Below are 17,658 nucleotides of genomic sequence, written 5' to 3'. Positions count from 1 at the left end.
ACGCTCAGGCCGGGAGCGGGTCCGCAGCCGCGCCGGCGGCGAAGCGGCCCGGGTCGAAGGGTGCGAGATCGAAATCCGGCCTCTCGCCGCGGATCGCCTGCGCCGCGAGCCGGGCGACGAGTGGCCCGAGCGTGTAGCCGGCGTCGCCGGGCACCGCGACGAACAGCCCGCGGGGACCGACGGCGCCGATGATCGAGGCGCCGTCGCAGGTGGTGTTGACGCCGGCCCAGGTGCGGATCACCCGGGCCTGGGCGATGCCCGGGGCGAGGCGGGCGGCGAGCGCGAGATTGCCGAGGATGCTCGCGCGCTCCACGCGCGGCGTCCCCTCGCCGGCGAGCCGCGCCGGCCAGCCGCCGCCCACGACGACGTGGCCGCTGGCGAGCTGCTTCAGGGTGATCATCCGCTCGGCGTGCTGGACGAGGTGGCGCACCACGGGTGCCATCGGCTCCGTCACGTTCATGTGGAGCGGCTCGGCCTTCGTGGGGATCGTCACGCCGAGCTGGGCCGCGAGCGCGCCGGTCCCGGCGCCGGCGGCGAGGACGACGCGCGCGGCCCGCGCCGTCCCGCGGGACGTCTCGACGAGAAAGCCGCTTCCCCCCTCGGCGAGGCGCACGACGCGCGTCTCCCCGACGAGCCGCGCGCCGGCGGCGGTCGCGCCGCGGGTCAGGGCCGCGTTGGCGAGGAGCGGGTTGAGCTTGCCCTCGTCCGCGCATAATTCCGCGCCGTACACCGCATCGGGGTCGAGATAGGGCGCGAGCCTCAGGAGATCGGCGCGGCCCACCATCTCGACGTCGAGGCCGAGCGCACGCTCGCGGTCGCACTTGCGGGCGAGAAACTCGTACTGCGCCCGGTTCTCGGCGATCATCAGCCCGCCGGAGCGTTTCAGCTCGAAATCGGCGCCGAGCTCCTGCTCGAGGCTCGCCCACACCCGCGCGGCGGCGACGTAGAGGGGCAGGGCGCGCTCGAGCGCCGGCACCTGCTCGGGGTAGAGCCGGATGAAGCGGCTCTGCATCTGGACATGGAGGCTCCCGGCATTGGCATTGGTGCCCCCGTGCCGCCCCTCGTCGAGGACGAGCACCTCCTCGCCCGCGCGCGCCAGGAGGCGCGCCAGCGCGAGGCCGACGACGCCGCCGCCGACGATGGCGAGGTCGACCGTGCTGGGAAAGTCCGTCATCGCGGCTCCCCGCCGCCATCCGGAGCGACGCGGCGCGCGGCGAGCGCGCGCATCAGGCCGACGTCGCGGGCGCGCACGCCCTCGTCCCACCGCTCGAGCGGGAGCACCGCACGGCGCTCGGCGTCGACTCGCGCGACGAGATCCTCCGTCCACGGGTCGTCCTGCCCGCGCTCGGCGCCCATCCGCGCATAGGCCGCGCCCATGCGCTGCGCATGCGCCGCGATCCCGCCGCGCACGTTGAGGTCCGCGGTGGCGAAGGGGCCGACGACCGACCAGCGCAGGCCGAGCCCGTCGCGCACGATCGTGTCGAGATCGGTCGCGGAGACGACGCCGTCGCGCACGAGGCAATAGGCCTCGCGCAGCAGCGCGCCCTGCAGGCGGTTGTAGACGAAGCCCTCGACCTCCCGGCCGAGCCGCACGGGGAGCATCCCGCAGCCCGCGAGCAGCCGCTCGGCCGCGTCCATCGTCTCGCGCGCGGTGAAGGGTGCCGGCACCAGCTCGATCACCGGGATGAGCGTCGGCGGATTGCCGGGATGGGCGACGAGGCAGCGCGCGCGCGCGGCCTCCGGCAGGTCGGCGGCGAAGCGCGAGGCGCCGATCGCCGAGGAGGCGCTCGCCAGGATCGCGTCCGCGGGCGCGGCGGCGGCGATCTCGGCGAAGAGCGCGCGCTTCACGCTCTCGTTCTCGGGGGCGCACTCCATGACGAGGACGGCGTCCGCGACGCCGTGGGCGAGGTCCGCCGTCGCCTCGATGCGCGTGCGCACGGCGGCGGCGTCGCCCTCGAACAGCCCGTGGGCCGCGAGATCGTCGAGGCGAAGCGCGATCTCGCCGTCGACCGCCGCGCGGCGTCGCGGATCGGGGTCGACGACGCGCACGCGATGCCCGGCGCGCGCGAAGACGAGGGCGAAGGCGACGCCGATGGAGCCGGCGCCGATCACGGCGAAGCAACGGGCGGTCATCGGCTGTCCTGGGCGGAAGCGGGCGCGTGATCCCGGGCGTGGCGGGCGAGGTCGGCATGCGTGCAGAACCACACGTCCCCCTTCGCCTTCGCGTGGCGGATCAGCTCGTCGAGGATGAAGATGCGCGAGCGGTAGCCGATGACGAAGGGATGCATCACGAGCTGGAAGACGCCGCCCTCCTCCCAGGCGGCGTCGAATTCACGCAGGAAGATGTCGAGCACGGCGGCGGGCGGCGTGTAGGGCCGCGTCGGTGGGTTGCGGTTGAAGAGGAGATAGACCGCGTCGTCGCGCAGCCACTCGACGGGGATCTCGACCACTCCCGTCACCGCGCCGTCGAGCAGGAGCTCGTAGGGCTCCTCGTCGGCCATCATGGACGAGTCGTAGAGGAGGCCCATCTCGCGCACGATGCGGATCGTGTCGGGGCTCAGGTCCCAGTTGGCGGAGCGCAGACCGACCGGTTCCGTGCCGCTCGCATCGCGCAGCACGTCGCGGGCGCGCTCCATCAGCGCACGCTCGTCCTCGTAGGCGATGAGCGAGTTGTTCTCGTGTATCCAGCCGTGGATGCCGATCTCGTGGCCCCGGGCGGCGATGCGGCGGGGCTCGTCGGGGTCGATCAGCGCGCAGACGGCCGGCACGAAGAAGCTCGCGGGGACGTCGTGGCGCGCCAGGAGATCGAGGATGCGCGGCACGCCGACGCGCCGCCCGAACTCGCCCCAGGCGATGCGCCCCATGGCGCGCCCGCCGGCGCCCATCTCGAACGTCTCGTGGTCGCAGTCGAAGGAGAGGGCGACGGCGCAGCGCTTGCCGTTCCAAGAGGGCGGGCGCAGGCGCCGGCCGGCCCGCACGCGCCCGACGAGGGCGCGCCAGTCGGCCTCCGGCCAGCGCCAGGACGGGAGCGACGGGGGTTGCTCGCCCATCAGCCTTCCTCGCGCAGCCGCATCATCGCGCCGTAGGCCGGGCGCGCCTGCGCGGCGTCCCAGAGGGCCGCGACGGCGGGCGTGGCGTCGAGCGCGCCCGGCGCCTCGCGCAGGTAGAACAGGATCGAGGCGACGTTGAGGTCCGCGACCGTGAAGCGCCCGCCCACGAGATGCCCCCCGCCTGCGACGAGCGCCGTCTCGAGCGCGGCCAGCGGGCGGGCGAGCGCGGCGAGCGCAGCCTCGCGCGCGGCCGGATCGCGCTCGGGCTCGGGGCGGTTGAGGGTGTGGACGAGGACCTCGTGGGCGTTCGGCTCGAGCTCGGTCGCCGCGAAGAGCGTCCACATCGTCATCAGCCCGTCCTCCGCCTTGGTCCGAGGGCCGAGCGGCGTCTCGACGGCCTTGGCGAGGTGGAGGTTGATCGCGAGCGATTCGGAGAGGACGAGCCCGTCCATCTCGAGGACGGGCACGCGCCCCATCGGGCTCAGCGCCCGGAAGGCGGGGGCGCGCGTGCCCCCCTCGCCCGGCGCCGTCTTCACGTGCGCGTAGGGAACGCCCAGCTCCTCGGCCATCCACAGGACGCGGGAGGTGCGGGTGCGGGCGATGCCGTGGATGGTGAAGGTCATGGGCGTTCCCGCTCTCTCTCGATGTCGCGTCTCGCGGGCCTTCAGCCCGCCGCCCGGCGGGCCTGTGCGCCGTGCTTCTTCAGCCAGGCCCGCCAGGTCGTCGCCCAGCGCTTCGGGTCGTCGAGGGCGGAGCCGTCGATGGCGTGGATCGCCGCGTTGTGCGGCGCCGCCTTGACGTGATCGGGGTTCTCCCGCGCCTCCTTGGCGACCTGGGCGATCACATCGCACCAGGTGTCGATGTCCTCCTTCGACCACATCTCGCCGGCCTCCGGGGTGAAGGGCTCGGGCACGAGCCAGGGCTCGTGGGCGAGCCAGGGCGCGTCGACGCCGAAGTCGACCATGCGCGCGGACAGCTCGGCGACGCCGATGCCGGTCTCCTCCTTCAGCTTCTCGAGCGAGTAGCGCGTCATCTCGAGGCGCCACGCGTCGAGATGCGGGTGGGACTTCGTCACCCCGTCGATCGCGAGGAGACGCGTCTCCATGTAGTTGTTGGCCAGCACCGAGATGTCGGAGGCCTCCTGGATGCCCTCGGCACCCATGGCGCGGGCCCAGGCGTAGGCGCGCATGACGATGTGCAGGTTGCCGAAGAACTCGCGCACCTTGCCGACGCTCATCTCGCGGTCGTAGTCGAGGCCGTAGAGGCCGCTCGCCTCGTCCTTGACGACGACGGGCTTGGGCAGGAACGGCGCCAGCTCCGCCGAGCAGCCGTAGGCGCCGGTGGCCGGCCCGCCGCCGCCCTTCGGGCCGCCGAAGGTCTTGTGGAGCATGAACATGCAGGCGTCGAAGCCGAGATCCCGGGCGCGGATCTTCGACATCACGCCGTTGAAGTTGGCGTGGTCGTAGAAGGCGAGCGCGCCGGCCTCCTTGGCGAGGCGCACCCACTCCTTTATCTCGGGATTGTAGATGCCCATGTCGTCGGGATTGTTGAGCATCAGCGCCGCCGTGCGGTTCGACAGCGCGGCCTTCAGCGCCTCGATCGACGGGTAGCCGTTCTCCTCGAGCATCAGGGTGATCACCTCGAACCCGGAGGTCGCGGCGGTCGCCGGGTTGCAGGGGTGCGCCTGGATCGTCGTGATGATCTGGTTGCGCTGCTCGAGCTCGCCCTTGGCGGCGAACCAGCCGCGCGTCACGGCGGTTTGCGTGTAGGCCGCGTGGGCGCCACCGGCGGCCTGGAACACGAACTGGTCCATGCCCGAGAGCTGGCGCAGGATCAGGTCGAACTCGTGAACGATCTCGAGGATGCCCTGCAGCGTGCGCGGGTCCTGGTAGGGATGCATGTCCGCCATCTGCGGCCGCAGCGAGATCTGCTCGGAGAGGCGGGAGTTGTACTTCATCGTGCAGGTGCCGAAGAGGCTGATGTTCATCATCCCCAGCACCTCCTGCGAGAGATGCAGGTAGTGGCGCAGCACGTCCGGCTCGCTCATCTCGGGGAGCGCAGGCTTCGCGCGCCGGCGCATGCCGGCGGGCACGAGCGCGGACGCCTCGCCGACGGCCGCGGCGACGGCGGCCTCGGCGGCGGGGAAGACCGCGCCGCGGCGGCCCGGAACGCCCATCTCCATGACGACGGGCTCGTTCCAGCGGGCTTGCGTGACCTCGCGGGGATTGCTCATCGCACAGCCTCCTTCAGGGCGTCGACCAGCCGATCGATCTCGGCCTGTCCGTGGATCTCGGTGATGCAGTAGAGGGCGGCCCGGCCCAGCCCGGGGAAGTCGGCGGAGATGTCCTTGCCGCCGAAGATGCCCTTGTCCATCAGGGCCTCGTTCACCTGCGCGACGGTCTTGCCCGTGCCGTCGAAGCGCACGACGAACTCCTTGAAGAAGCCCGTCGGGAAGACGACCTCGACGCCCGGCACCTCGGCGACGCGCCTCGCCGCGTAGTGCGCCCGCTGGATGATCAGCTCGCCGATCTCGCGGAAGCCCTCGGGCCCCATCAGCGACATGTAGACCGCGCTCGCGATGGCGGTGAGATAGACGGAATTGCCCGTCCAGTCCTTGCCCTCCTCGCGCATGCCGTAGGACGATTGATGCGCGAGGCACAGGCCGAAGCCGACCTCTCCCGGCACCGACGTGCCGGTGATCGAGACGTTGAGCGTCGGGTATTCGCGGGCGTAGGCTTCCTCGTCGCGCGAGGCGATGAAGCCGCCGGCGCCGCCGCCGCAATTCATGTGGGCGCCCAGCGTCTGGATCGTGCCCACCACGATGTCCGCGCCGTAGTCCGAGGGCGGGGCGAGGATGCCGAGCGAGATCGGGTCGACGCCGACGATGGTGATGGCGCCGTGCCGCTTCGCCGCCGCGGCGATCTCCGCGCCCCGGCTCTCGATCGTGCCGAGGAAGCCCGGGCTCTCGAAATAGACGCCCGCCACGTCGTCCCCGAGCTTCGCCGCGAGATCGTCGAGGTCGAGGAGGCCGGTCTTCGGGTCGAAGGCGATCGTCTCCACCGCGATGTGGCTCGCCATCTGCACGGGCTCGCAGTACTGGCGCACGACCGCGAGGCGCTCGGGATCCATCGAGGCGGGGACGAGGAGCCTGCGGCGCCCCGTGATGCGCGCGGCCATGCGCGCGGCGTTGCCGGCGGCGCAGCCCCAGGAATAGACGGGCAGGCCGACGAAATCCATGCCGACGAGCTCGCCGAGCTGGGCGCAGAACTCGAACCAGGCCTGGTTGCGGCCGTGGTCGGACATCGGCGTGCCCCACACGGAGGTGAGGAATTCGCTGCGCCCGGCGACCTCGTCGACGATGGCGGGAACGTGGTGCTGGTAGATGCCGGCACCCAGGAAGCTCAGGTTCTCCTCGCAGCTGCGGTTCTTGCCGAGCACCTTCAGGAGGTGCTTCTTCAGCTCGACCTCGGAGGGCAGCGCCGGCGGCAGGTCGAAGGTGCCGCGGAAGCGATGGTCCTCCGGGATCTGCACGAAGAGCTGCTCGATCGAGTTCGCGCCGATCGCCGCGAGCATCGCGTCCTTGGCCGCGGGAACCGAGTTCGGCATCCAGGGATGGGCGCGGGTCTGGTCCTGTCTCACCGTCTCCTCCTTCGCGCGGCCGTCCCGCGCGGCTTGTCTCTCGCGATGCGCCGGGTCGTGCGGCTCATGCCGCGATCCGCATCATGGTCGATTGGCCCGGCGCGGTCTCGACACGAATATAGCCGGCTAAATCATGGTCGAGCACCGGGTCGCCGGTGTCGACGCGAAGCACCGGCGGATCGAGGCCGACGAGCTTCGCCACGCCGGTGACGACGACGATGTTCTCGCGCCCCACCGCCCGGATGACCGGCGGCCCGATCTGCTGGTTGCCGCGCCCGAAGAGGAAGCCCTGGCCGCCGGTGACGCCGACGACGATGGTCGCCCGCGCCCCCGTGACGAGGCGCGCGAGCCGCTCCTCGGTCACGTCCAGCGCGAGCGCGCGCCCGTCGATGGCGACGTCGACGCCGAGCAGCGTGCCCTCGAAGCCGATGGCGCGCTTGATGCGCCGCAGCGTCGTGCCGCAGCCCAGCACGTAGAGGCGCCCTCGCTCCATGCGCGCGGCGAAGCCGCGGGCGAAGGCGTCGAGCGCGTCCTCGTCGGAGGCCTGCGCGGAGGCCTTGCCGGCCTGCATCAGGGCCCGCTCGACGGGCGCGCGCGCGACGCCGTGGAGCCGCGCCGAGACGCGGTTCTCCGCGAGCCCCGCCTCGTCGAGATCCATCACCTCCGCCTCGCGGAAGCGCACCCGCGCGTCCCCCTCCGCGACGAGGCGGGCGATGTTGCCGGCGGCCTCGGGGCTCGCGGCGAAGACGGCGGAATGCATCTTCACGCCGGTGGGGATGCCGAGCAGGGGCACGCGCTCGCCGATGCCGTCGAGGACGTCGCGCGCCGTGCCGTCGCCGCCGGCGAAGAGGAGGAGGTCGACCCGCCGTGCCGCGAGGGCGGCGGCGGCGGCGCGCGTGTCCTCGCCCGTGGTGTCGTCGGCGATGCTCACGGGCAGGATCTCGGGATCGAGCCCCGCCTCGCGGCAGGCGTCCGCACCCATGGCGCCGGCGCAGGCGAGGAGGCGGAACCGGCCGGCCAGCGGCGCGAGCTTCGCGAGCGCCCGCACGGCGCGGGCGTGCGAGGCGGGCGTCGCCCCGAGCGAGCGGGCGCGCGCGAGCGCATCGGCGCCGTCGGTCCCCTTGAGGCCGACGCGGCCGCCCATGCCGGCGATCGGATTGACGATGACGCCGATGCTGCGGCGGTCCACATCCCGCTCCTCGAATTTGTTCGCAATGCGAACAGAAGTTTTCATGAAGCGCAGAATACCGAAGCGGCCAGTGGGCGCAAGACGCGATCTGCGCGTCAAAGCCGCCCGATCGGGTGCATCCGTGCCCGATGGAAATGCGTCATCCCCGCGGCCTTGAGCACGAGCTCGGCGATCCGCCAGCCGTCGGGCCCGCGCACGAAGCGGTGATGGTACTGCGCCCACAGTTCCCCGTCTGGTGCGCCGGAGCGGTAACGGTGCCAGGCGTAGAGGAGGCAGGTCGAGGTCGCCTCGTCCCCGTCGAGCCGGACGCGGATGTTCGAGACGTGGTGGCTGGTCGCGGCGAAGGTCTCGGCGAGCCCCTTCCTCACCGCGGCACGGACGGCCTCGCGCCCGTGGAGATCCGGCGCGTCCGGCCCGTAGTCGACGCGCGCGTCGTCGGTGAAGAGGTCGGCGACGGCGTCGGGCTCGTTGCGGTCGAAGTGCCAGCAATAGGCGTGGATCGCGTCGCCGATGGCGGCGCGATCCTCGAGAGCGGCGAGGCGGGCGGCGAGGTCGTCGGGCATCATGTCACCGGGATGAGGAGAGGGACGGCCGCGCACGGACGTGCGCGGTCGTCGATGGTCACTCGACGACGATCAGGTCCTGGAAGCCGGTCGTCAGCGCCTCGCCGCCGTTCGGGCGGGCGACGATGCAGTCCTCGACGCGGGCGGAGAAGTTCCGGTCCTGGAAGATGCTGGGCTCGATCGTGAAGATCATGCCCTCCTCGACCACGGTCGTGTCGCCCTTGGTGAGGAAGGGCGGCTCGTGCACGTCCCAGCCGATGCCGTGGCCCAGCCGATGCCGGAAGAACGCGCCGTAGCCGGCGTCCTCGATCACCGCGCGGGCGACGCGGTCGACCTCCTCGCAGGTGACGGCACCCGCCTTCAGCGCGGCGATGCCGGCGGCCTGCGAGTCCATGATCAGCCGATGGACCTTCACCTGCTCGTCGCTCGGCGCGCCGAAGGAGACGGTGCGGCCGAAATCGTAGCACATGCCGTCGTGCACGGCGCCGAAGTCGAAGAGCACGGAGACCGGCGCCGTCAGCACGCGCGGCCAGCTCTGCAGGCGCCGCCCGAACAGCATCGGGTGGTTGGGCCCGGTATTGTAGAGCGAGGTCGTGAAGGAGGGGCCGAGCGAGCCGCGCTTCTTCATCTGGTAGTCGACCTCGGCCACGACGTCGAGTTCGGTCATGCCGATCCTCAACTGGCCGAGAACGGCTTGGAAGGCGTCCTCGGTGATCGCGCCCGCCGCGCGCAGGGTCTCGATCTCCTGCGGGCTCTTGATGGTGCGCAGCCGCCGCAGGATTCGCGTGGCCGAGACGAAGCGCGCGTCCGGCAGGAGCCCCTGGAGCTCGATCAGGCTCTCGGCCTCGGTGTCGTCGCTGACCGCGATGCGCGGGCGCTGCGGCAGGCGCGCCTGGGCGAGGATGTCCTTCACGAGCGCCGCCGGGTCGTCCCAGTCGCCGAGCACGCGCACGTCGTAGCCCTCGATGCCGCCGGCGGCGCCGAACTCCACCGTCATCCGCGGCAGCGTCAGGATCGGCGCGCGTCCCGGCACGATCCAGGCGCCCTCCAGCCACATGCCGGGATGGAGGTTGCGGCCGTAGTTGGGGATGTCGCGGTGGATGCCGGTGAGGTAGTCGAGATCCGTGCCGATCGGCACGAACGCGATGTCCGCGCCCTGCGCGATCAGCGCGGCGAACTTCTCCATGCGCTCCAGATAGGCGCCCATTCCAGGTCTCCTCGGGTTCAAGCGGGTGTGTCGTCGAGATGGCAGGCGGAGAGCCGGCCCGGCGCGATCTCGCGCAGGGCGGGCGCCTCCGCGCGGCAGCGGGCCGTCGCGAGCGGGCAGCGCGGATGGAAGCGGCAGCCCGGCGGCGGCGCGAGGGGGGAGGGCATGTCGCCCTCGATGGGCGCGTAGACGGTGCGCCGGCGCTCGATGCGCGGCACGCCGGCGAGCAGCGCCCTGGTGTAGGGGTGGCTCGGCGCGCGGAACAGCTCGGCGGCGGGACCGCTCTCGACGATGCGGCCGAGATACATCACCAGCACCCGGTCGCAGACGTGCTCGACCACGCCGAGATCGTGGCTGATGAAGAGGTAGGTGAGCCCCAGCTCCTCGCGCAGGTCCATGAACAGGTTGACGATCTGCGCCTGGATCGAGACGTCGAGCGCCGAGACCGCCTCGTCGCAGACGAGGAGCTCGGGCTTCACCGCGAGCGCGCGGGCGATGCCGATGCGCTGGCGCTGGCCGCCGGAGAACTGGTGCGCGAAGCGGCCCTTGTAGGCGAGGTCGATGCCGCAGCGCTCCATCAGGCTCTCGACGTAGTCGTCGAGCTCGTCCGCCGCCACGATCCCGTGGACCCTGGGCGCCTCTCCGATCAGATCCCCGACGCGCTTCCTCGGATTGAGCGAGGAGAACGGGTCCTGGAAGATCATCTGGACCGCGAGGCCCGCGCCCTTCTCGCGCCGGCGCGCGCCGAGCGGGCGGCCGCGGTGGAGGATCTCGCCGGTCGTAGGCCGCAGGATGTCCGCGATCATGCGCCCGAGCGTCGACTTCCCGCAGCCGGATTCGCCGACGACACCCACCACCTCGCCCTCGCGGATCGCGAGGCTCACGTCCTCCACCGCGTGGACCTGCCGGGGCGGGCGCTCCAGCCCGAAGCGGGAGAGGACGCGACCGACGAGATCCTGGCCCTCGCCGAAGACCTTGGAGAGGCCGTGCGCCTCGATCAGCGCAGGCGGCTTCATCGCACGGCCTCCGTCTCGACGAGGGGGTAATGGCAGCGCACCGCGCGACCCGGGCCGACGGGCACGAGGTCGGGACGGGCGAGGCAGGCCTCGGCGGCGTACGCGCAGCGCGGCGCGAAGGCGCAGCCCGGCGGCAGCTCGAGGAGCGAGGGCATGCGGCCCGGCACCTGCGGCAGCCGCTCGCGCCGGCCCGGCACCGGGACCGACGCGATGAGGCCGCGCGTATAGGGATGCGCCGGCCGGTCGAGGACGTCGTCGACGGGACCCTCCTCGACGATGCGCCCGGCATACATGACCGCGATCCGGTCGGCGATGCCGGCGACGACCGCGAGGTCGTGGGTGATCCACACGAGCCCCGTCCCCCGCTCGCGGCACAGGCGCTGGACGAGCGCGAGGATCTGGCCCTGGATCGTCACGTCGAGCGCCGTCGTCGGCTCGTCGGCGATGACGACGTCGGGCTGGTGGAGCAGCGCGATGGCGATGGCGACGCGCTGGCGCATGCCGCCGGAGAGTTCGTGCGGATAGGCCCGCAGCCGCTCGTCGGGTGCGGCGATGCCGACCTCGACGAGCGCGTCGCGGGCGCGCGCCCGGGCGGCCGCGCGACCGATCCGCTCGTGGGCGCGCAAGGCGTCCGTCATCTGCGTCTCGATGCGCAGGACGGGATTGAGCGTCATCATCGGGTCCTGGAAGACCATGGCGATGCGCCGTCCGCGCAGGGCCCGCAGCCGCGCGCGGTCCGCGCCCACGAGCTCCTCGCCCGCGAGCCTGACGGAACCGCCGACGATGCGGCCGGGCGGCTCGATCAGGCCCGTGATCGAGAACCCGGTCATGGTCTTGCCCGACCCGCTCTCGCCGACGAGACCGAGGATCTCGCCGCGGCGCAGCGACAGGCTCACGCCGTCGACGACGTCGAGGCGACCGGCATCGGTGAAGAAGGCGGTGCGCAGGTCGCTCACCTGGAGCGCCGGCGCGGTGTCGACGGCGCCCGTCATCGCGCCAGCCTCGGATTGAGCACGTCGCGCAGGCGATCGCCGACGACATTGATGGAGACGATGGTGACGAGGAGGACGACGCCCGGCAGCAGGCTGATCCAGTAGCGCCCGCTCTGCATGTAGTCGAAGCCGTTGGCGATGAGCAGCCCGAGCGAGGGCTGCGTCGGCGGCAGCCCCAGCCCGAGGAAGGAGAGCGTCGCCTCGAGCGAGATGGCGGAGGCCACCTGCACGGTCGCGACGACGAGGAGGGTGGGCAGGCAGTTCGGTAGGAGATGGCCGAGGACGATGCGCACGTGCCCGAGCTTCAGCCCGCGCGCGGCCTCGATGTACTCCCGCGAGTTCTCGACCAGGGCGACGCCACGCACCGTGCGGGCGAAGTAGGCCCATTGCACGACCACGAGCGCGAAGATGATCTTGTCGACGCCGCGCCCGAGGATGACGAGCAGGATCAGCGCGACGAGGATCGTCGGGAAGGACAGCTGCAGATCGACGATGCGCATGATGGTCGCGTCGAGCCACGAGCCGCGATAGGCCGAGACGAGGCCCACCGCCGCGCCGATCAGCAGCGCGATCACCCCCGAGGCGAGGCCGACGAGGAGCGAGATGCGCAATCCGTAGAGGATGGCCGAGAGGATGTCGCGGCCCTGCCCGTCGGTGCCGAGCCAGTAGACCTGGCCCGAGAAGCTCTCCGAGCCCGGGGGCAGCAGGTTGTCGAGCAGGTCGACCTGGGTGAGGTCGTAGGGGTTCTGCGGCGCGATCCAGGGCGCCAGCAGCGCCGCGGCGACGATGAGCGCGAACACGACGAGGGCGATCGTCGCGATGCCGGAGCGCACGTAGGCCCTCGCGACCGCGGCGACGGCGCTCGCCTTCGCGGGCCGCGGCGCGGCCCCGGGCTCGCGCGGCGCCGCGTCGCCCGGACTCGTGACGGCGCCGGCGCTCATCGACGGCCTCCGCCGAGGCGCACGCGCGGATCGAGGATCGAGTAGAGGATGTCGACGAGCAGGTTGATGATCACGAACATGAACACCACGAAGACGAGGTAGCCGACGATCAGCGGCCGATCGAGCACCGCGATGGCGTCGATCAGCATCTTGCCGACGCCGGGCCAGGAGAAGATCGATTCCGTCACGACGGCGAAGGCGATCACGCCGCCGAATTCCATGCCGAGCACGGTGACGATCGGGATGAGGATGTTCTTCATCACGTGGACGGAGAGGATGCGCGCCTCCGAGACCCCGTTGGCGCGGGCGAACTTCACGTAGTCCGCATGCAGTACCTCGCGCATGCCGGCCCGCGTCAGGCGGATCACCATCGCCAGCATGAACAGCGACAGCGTGAAGGCCGGCATCAGGAGATGCGACAGGCCGTCGAGCGTCAGGAAGCTCAGCTCGAGACCGAGGATCGAGACCGTGTCCCCGCGCCCGATCGCCGGCAGCCAGCCGAGCTGGACGGAGAACACCATGATCAGGATGAGCCCGATCCAGAAGACCGGAACGGAGAAGCCGAGCGTGGAGAGGCCCATGATCAGCCGGCTCGTGAACGCCTCCGGACGCAGGCCGGCGAGGATGCCGAGCGGCAGCCCGAGCCCGAGCGCGATGACGAGCGCCGCGAAGGCGAGCTCGAGGGTCGCCGGCAGGCGCTCCCAGATCAGGCTCATCGCCGGCACGCCGAAGGTGAAGGAGTTGCCGAGGTCGCCCGAGAGCGCGTTGCCGACGAAGACGAAGTACTGCTCCCAGACCGGACGATCGAGGCCGAGGTCGGCGATGATGCCGTTCACGCAGGCCTGGTTGCACTCGGAGGACGCGAAAATGTAGACCGGGTTGCCGATGACGTTGACGCCGAAGAAGACGATCAGCGTCATCACGAACAGGACGAAGAGGCTCTGCACGAGGCGCCGTGCGATGAAGCCGACCATGGAGCCACTCCGTCCCGTTCCGTCTTCCGAGAGTCAGGCCGGCGACGGGTCAGTCGACCCGCCGCACCTCGATTGCGAGCGTGCGCTCGTTGGTGCGCGCCGCGTGCTCCAGCCCGCGGCGCATGGCCCAATGGTTCACCTGGAAGTGCAGCGGGATGAACGCGTAGTCCTCCATCCCGATGTTGATCGCCTCCTGGAGCAGCCTCAGCCGCTGGTCGCGGTCGATCGTGCGCTTGGCGAGGATCGAGCGCGCGTCGATGCGCGGGTTGGAGTAGCGGCCGAAATTGCCGTTACCGCCACCGGTCGCCGCGTTGTAGGTCTCGAGGATGCCCGAGACCGTGTAGGTGGCCTCGCCCGCCACCGTGCCCCAGCCGGTGAGCGACATGGAGAACTTCGGCACGTCGTGTCCGGGGAAGCTGTCGGCGTGGCCGCGGATCAGGTCGGAGAAGAAGATGTTGCGCGGCATCGTGTCGACCGCGGTCTTCACGCCGACGCGCGTCCACATCTGGGCGACCGCCTCGACGATGCGCGCGTCGTTGACGTAGCGGTCGTTCGGCCCATGCAGCGTGATCTGGAAGCCGTCGCCGTAGCCGGCCTCGGCCAGCAGCGCCCGCGCCTGCTCGGCGTCGAACGGATCCGCCTCCAGGCTCTCGTCGTAGCCGAAGAAGCCCGGGGGCACGACGTTGCGCGTCGGCAGCGCGGCGCCGCCCATGATCCGGTCGCGGATCGCCTCGCGGTTGATGGCGAGCGACAGCGCCTTGCGCACACGCCAGTCCCGCAGAGGGCTCGGCCGCATGACGTTGCCGTCGTTGTCGAGCACGTAGTCCTCGACGTCGCGATAGGCCGGCATGATGTAGATCAACCGGTCCGAGGGGATCGAGGAGACGGTGAAGGCGGGGTTCTCGCGCAGCGACGGCAGGTCGGCGGTGGGCGGGTAGTCGATCATGTCGACGTCGCCGTTGAGCAGCGCCGCGAGGCGCGAGGCGTCCTGGCCGACGGGCCGGAACACGACCTCGTCCCACTGCACCGCGCCGCCCCACCAGTCCGGATTCTTGACGACGGAGATCCGGTCGCCGGAGCGGAACTCGTTGTAGAGGAACGGTCCGGTACCGATGGCGGCCGCGCCGGAGTTGAAGTCGACCGAGGCGGTGACGCCGCGCGCCACGTGCTCGGCGACGATCGGGACCATGGCGAGGTCTTCCGCCACGGTCGGGTAGGGGCCGTCGGTGCGCACGCGCACCGTCAGGTCGTCGACCCGCTCCCAGGTCTTGCCCCCCTTGTCGAGGGTGAAGGCCGGGCTCGCCGGCGCCCCCTCGATGCCGCCGCGCAGGCGGTCGAAGGAGAAGATCACGTCGTCTGCGGTGAACGGCTCGCCGTCGTGCCAGGTCACGCCCTCGCGCAGCTTGAACTCCCAGGTCGTGTCGTCGATCGCCTCCCACGAGACCGCGAGGCCGGGGGTCGGCTGCGAGGTCGAATCGAGGTTCACGAGCTTCTCGAAGATGTGCTCCTGGACCTGCAGGTCGGCCGACAGCTGGGTCCAGTGCGGATCGAGCGAGCTCGCCTCCGAGCGCACCCCGATCGTGAGCACCTCCTGCGCCGCCACCGACGCGGATGCGAGCATGGCGGCCAGCACCACGGCACTTGTGAGTCTCTTCATCGTCCCCTCTCCCATGACGCGCACGCGGGGCGAGGCGGGCGAGCCGAAGCGGACCGCACCGGCATCACCGCACCTATTTGTTCGCTATGCGAATTTGCGTCCGCATGTCGCACAAGAGTACAAGCGATGGCGACGCTGTAAAGACCCCAGTCGTTGAAAAATGCGCAGCCGGGTGGCGTTATCGCGCAAAGCGCACGCGCTTCCGCCGCGTAGTGAACTAACGCGGGAGTGGTTCGAGCGAACATATGTTCGCATCAAGGGCTCGGTTCGCGATCGTCATGGGCGGGCCATCCCCCGGCCGGCTCGACCCGAAGAGATGCGCGAGCGGCGTCGGGGGGCCGCAGATCGTACGGCCCGAGACGTCGCCGCGGCGAAGGATGCACGCGTCGAAGCGACCCTGAGTTGACAGCCCATTCGGGTTGTGAAATCATCTCGCGATGTTCCCGTGACGGCGCTACGTTGGCCGTGGCGGACGCACACTTCTTCAGGACGAGCAGGCCCACAGCGGTCGGGGCGTCGCGATGCGGCGCCGGCCTGGCTTAATCGTTGAGACGAATCCGATGAGAGCCCAGCGGTTTTCGCCGTCCCCGGCCGGGGACGCGCGAGCCACGTCCGCGGTCGGTCGCGTGTCCGAGGAGCCGGGCGTTCCGGGGTGGATCGCCTACGGCCCTCGTGGCGAGATCGAACTCGGCCTCCGATACCGCGAGGCTCCGCGCATCCCGGAACACCCGATCGAGCATATCGAAGGTTGCTGCGCCCCCGCACCCGGGCTGCTCGCGATCTCGCAGCCCGAGCGCGGGCTCGTGCGGCTCCTCGATGCCGCCACCGGCCGAGAGCTGCGGGCCTGGCACCTCCCGGGCGTGGCCAAGCTCTGGTCGGACGGCACCGGCGAGATCCTGGCGGCGCGGCCCGTCCCCGCGGACATCGTTCGCCTCTCTGCAGCGGACGGGGCGAGCCTGCTCATCCGCTGCCCCGGCCTCGCGCCGGTCCACGCGGCGCGGTGGGGGGACGAGGTGCTCGTCGTCGACCGCGGCGGAGCGGGTCTTCACCTCGTGGCACCGACCGGGGAGCATCGGCCGATACCGGTCGCGCAGCGGCTGCTCGCACCGTCGGCGGCCGTGCCGATGTGCGACGACACGTTCCTCCTGTGCGATCGCGACGCCCATCTCGCGGCGCGCATCGCCCGCGACGGCCGGGTCGTCTGGCGCTTCGGCGTGTTCGAGGATCCGTCCTCGGACACCGATCGCCTCGCCAACCCCGAGCACGTCTGCCGCATCGGAGGTCGGCACTTCGCGATCGCCGACATGCGCAACAGCCGGATCGTCTGCCTCGACGTCGACGGGGCCTGCGTCGCGATCCTCGGCAGCACCGAGAACATCGGCAGCACCGATGGAGCCTTGTGGGCGCCCGTCGCCACGGCCCCGGGACCGCAGGGCCTCGTCGTCGCCGATTCGGGCAACGGGCGGCTCGTCGAGCGACGCCTCGGCCGTGCGGATCGCGAGATCTGGGGCGAGGCGCGGGTCGCCTCCTCCCTGCTGCACCATCCGCGGTCGGCGACGCCGATAGGCCGGGATCTGCTCGTCGCCGATTGCTACCACGACCGCGTCGTTCGCTTGGCGCGCGCCGGCCGGCTCGTTTCGACGCTCGGCACGGCCTGCGGGCGCCGGATGTTCTGGCCGCGAAGCACGGCGTACGTGAACGGCGCGTCGTTCGTCTCCGACGGCCGCAACCGCCGGCTCCTCCGGTTCGACGCGGACGGGAGAGCCGGCGAGCTCCGGCTCGACGCCGGCGGCGTCCCCTGGCCGTTGAGCGACCCGCACGCGGTGCGGGCCGCCGCGGGCAACCTGCTCGTCACCGATACCGACCATGCGAGCGTGTATCTCGTGACGCCGTCCGGCCGCATCCTGTTCGCGTGGGGGCCGAACCCGCCGCCGGGCGTGCCCGGGCTGGCGGTCGACCTCTCGGACGTGCACGACGCGTTCGCGGACCCGCACGGCGGGGTCTGGATCGCCGACACCGGACACGATCGGCTCGTCCTGGTCGACGCCCGCACCGTCCTGGAGCCCGTGGCACCGCGCAGCGCCGTACTGCGGGTGCTGGCGGATTGTGGCCTGCGTGCTCCGCGCTCCGTCGAGGTGACGCAGGACGGCCTGCTCCTCGTCTGCGACAGCGACAACCATCGCATCGTGCTTCTGGACGCTCACGGAGAGATGCGGTTCTCGCACGGCGGTCGCTACGGCCATGCGCTCGGGCATCTCGCGCATCCGCGCATGGCGAGCATTCGCGACGGCCGTCTCCTCGTCGCCGATTGCATCAACAACCGCATCCTGGACCTGCCGCTCGACGCCCTGCGGGCGCCGGGCGGCGGCGCGACCTACACGAGCCTCTCCCGCTGACCCGACAGGATCCGCACCGATGACGCCGCTCGCA

At 71.4% G+C, this 17,658-nt stretch carries 15 protein-coding genes; 1 reads left to right on the top strand and 14 read right to left on the bottom strand.

What is annotated here, in order from left to right:
• Positions 1-4: 4 nt before the first annotated feature.
• From AB9M23_RS10010 to AB9M23_RS09945, 14 genes are all read right to left on the bottom strand, one after another.
• On the bottom strand, positions 5-1,174 hold the full coding sequence (locus tag AB9M23_RS10010; protein WP_372424389.1) for an NAD(P)/FAD-dependent oxidoreductase: 1,170 nt from the start codon (positions 1,172-1,174) through the stop codon (positions 5-7).
• Positions 1,171-2,133, bottom strand: coding sequence for a 3-hydroxyacyl-CoA dehydrogenase (locus tag AB9M23_RS10005; RefSeq protein ID WP_372424388.1), 963 nt, complete (start codon positions 2,131-2,133; stop codon positions 1,171-1,173). Before AB9M23_RS10005 ends, AB9M23_RS10010 begins: the two co-directional genes overlap by 4 nt.
• Positions 2,130-3,050 carry a polysaccharide deacetylase family protein gene (locus AB9M23_RS10000; protein WP_372424387.1) on the bottom strand — a complete coding sequence of 307 codons (921 nt, stop codon included), beginning with the start codon at positions 3,048-3,050 and terminating at the stop codon, positions 2,130-2,132. Before AB9M23_RS10000 ends, AB9M23_RS10005 begins: the two co-directional genes overlap by 4 nt.
• Complete coding sequence (locus AB9M23_RS09995) at positions 3,050-3,673, bottom strand: glutathione S-transferase family protein (protein WP_372424386.1); 624 nt, start codon at positions 3,671-3,673, stop codon at positions 3,050-3,052. The genes AB9M23_RS10000 and AB9M23_RS09995 overlap by 1 nt, the downstream gene beginning before the upstream one ends.
• 41 nt (positions 3,674-3,714) lie before the next feature.
• Positions 3,715-5,283 (bottom strand): aminomethyl-transferring glycine dehydrogenase subunit GcvPB, encoded by a 1,569-nt coding sequence (gcvPB, locus tag AB9M23_RS09990; protein WP_372424385.1) that lies wholly within the window; start codon positions 5,281-5,283, stop codon positions 3,715-3,717.
• A complete protein-coding gene (gene gcvPA / locus AB9M23_RS09985) occupies positions 5,280-6,689 on the bottom strand; it encodes an aminomethyl-transferring glycine dehydrogenase subunit GcvPA (RefSeq protein WP_372424384.1) in 1,410 nt (469 codons plus the stop codon). Before gcvPA ends, gcvPB begins: the two co-directional genes overlap by 4 nt.
• A 64-nt stretch (positions 6,690-6,753) precedes the next feature.
• Positions 6,754-7,878: an ATP-NAD kinase family protein gene (locus AB9M23_RS09980; RefSeq protein ID WP_372424383.1), complete on the bottom strand. Its 1,125-nt coding sequence runs from the start codon at positions 7,876-7,878 to the stop codon at positions 6,754-6,756.
• Positions 7,879-7,973: 95 nt separating this feature from the next.
• Positions 7,974-8,444 (bottom strand): nuclear transport factor 2 family protein, encoded by a 471-nt coding sequence (locus tag AB9M23_RS09975; protein WP_372424382.1) that lies wholly within the window; start codon positions 8,442-8,444, stop codon positions 7,974-7,976.
• A 55-nt stretch (positions 8,445-8,499) separates the two neighbouring features.
• Positions 8,500-9,648, bottom strand: coding sequence for a M24 family metallopeptidase (locus AB9M23_RS09970; RefSeq protein ID WP_372424381.1), 1,149 nt, complete (start codon positions 9,646-9,648; stop codon positions 8,500-8,502).
• Positions 9,649-9,665: 17 nt separating this feature from the next.
• Positions 9,666-10,664, bottom strand: a complete 999-nt coding sequence (locus AB9M23_RS09965; RefSeq protein ID WP_372424380.1) for an ABC transporter ATP-binding protein — start codon at positions 10,662-10,664, stop codon at positions 9,666-9,668.
• Positions 10,661-11,656, bottom strand: a complete 996-nt coding sequence (locus AB9M23_RS09960; protein ID WP_372424379.1) for an ABC transporter ATP-binding protein — start codon at positions 11,654-11,656, stop codon at positions 10,661-10,663. Before AB9M23_RS09960 ends, AB9M23_RS09965 begins: the two co-directional genes overlap by 4 nt.
• Complete coding sequence (locus AB9M23_RS09955) at positions 11,653-12,597, bottom strand: ABC transporter permease (RefSeq protein ID WP_372424378.1); 945 nt, start codon at positions 12,595-12,597, stop codon at positions 11,653-11,655. The genes AB9M23_RS09960 and AB9M23_RS09955 overlap by 4 nt, the downstream gene beginning before the upstream one ends.
• Entirely contained in the window at positions 12,594-13,571 is a 978-nt protein-coding gene (locus tag AB9M23_RS09950; protein WP_372424377.1) for an ABC transporter permease, read from the bottom strand. The genes AB9M23_RS09955 and AB9M23_RS09950 overlap by 4 nt, the downstream gene beginning before the upstream one ends.
• Positions 13,572-13,620: 49 nt before the next feature.
• On the bottom strand, positions 13,621-15,228 hold the full coding sequence (locus AB9M23_RS09945; protein ID WP_372424376.1) for an ABC transporter substrate-binding protein: 1,608 nt from the start codon (positions 15,226-15,228) through the stop codon (positions 13,621-13,623).
• A gap of 626 nt (positions 15,229-15,854) precedes the next feature.
• Here AB9M23_RS09945 and AB9M23_RS09940 point away from each other — a divergent pair.
• A complete protein-coding gene (locus AB9M23_RS09940) occupies positions 15,855-17,624 on the top strand; it encodes an NHL repeat-containing protein (protein WP_372424375.1) in 1,770 nt (589 codons plus the stop codon).
• Positions 17,625-17,658: the final 34 nt, after the last annotated feature.

This window comes from Salinarimonas chemoclinalis, from assembly GCF_041514305.1.
Lineage (GTDB): Bacteria > Pseudomonadota > Alphaproteobacteria > Rhizobiales > Beijerinckiaceae > Salinarimonas > Salinarimonas chemoclinalis.
Note: the sequence above shows the minus strand (reverse complement) of the source record. Positions and strands in the feature narration are given on the sequence as shown.

What these genes read in the sequence shown, in the direction of transcription:
- AB9M23_RS10010 (WP_372424389.1), bottom strand. Translation starts at nt 1,174, where the DNA reads ATGACGGACTTTCCCAGCACGGTCGACCTCGCCATCGTCGGCGGCGGC.
- AB9M23_RS10005 (WP_372424388.1), bottom strand. Translation starts at nt 2,133, where the DNA reads ATGACCGCCCGTTGCTTCGCCGTGATCGGCGCCGGCTCCATCGGCGTC.
- AB9M23_RS10000 (WP_372424387.1), bottom strand. Translation starts at nt 3,050, where the DNA reads ATGGGCGAGCAACCCCCGTCGCTCCCGTCCTGGCGCTGGCCGGAGGCC.
- AB9M23_RS09995 (WP_372424386.1), bottom strand. Translation starts at nt 3,673, where the DNA reads ATGACCTTCACCATCCACGGCATCGCCCGCACCCGCACCTCCCGCGTC.
- gcvPB (WP_372424385.1), bottom strand. Translation starts at nt 5,283, where the DNA reads ATGAGCAATCCCCGCGAGGTCACGCAAGCCCGCTGGAACGAGCCCGTC.
- AB9M23_RS09975 (WP_372424382.1), bottom strand. Translation starts at nt 8,444, where the DNA reads ATGATGCCCGACGACCTCGCCGCCCGCCTCGCCGCTCTCGAGGATCGC.
- AB9M23_RS09970 (WP_372424381.1), bottom strand. Translation starts at nt 9,648, where the DNA reads ATGGGCGCCTATCTGGAGCGCATGGAGAAGTTCGCCGCGCTGATCGCG.
- AB9M23_RS09965 (WP_372424380.1), bottom strand. Translation starts at nt 10,664, where the DNA reads ATGAAGCCGCCTGCGCTGATCGAGGCGCACGGCCTCTCCAAGGTCTTC.
- AB9M23_RS09960 (WP_372424379.1), bottom strand. Translation starts at nt 11,656, where the DNA reads ATGACGGGCGCCGTCGACACCGCGCCGGCGCTCCAGGTGAGCGACCTG.
- AB9M23_RS09955 (WP_372424378.1), bottom strand. Translation starts at nt 12,597, where the DNA reads ATGAGCGCCGGCGCCGTCACGAGTCCGGGCGACGCGGCGCCGCGCGAG.
- AB9M23_RS09950 (WP_372424377.1), bottom strand. Translation starts at nt 13,571, where the DNA reads ATGGTCGGCTTCATCGCACGGCGCCTCGTGCAGAGCCTCTTCGTCCTG.
- AB9M23_RS09945 (WP_372424376.1), bottom strand. Translation starts at nt 15,228, where the DNA reads ATGAAGAGACTCACAAGTGCCGTGGTGCTGGCCGCCATGCTCGCATCC.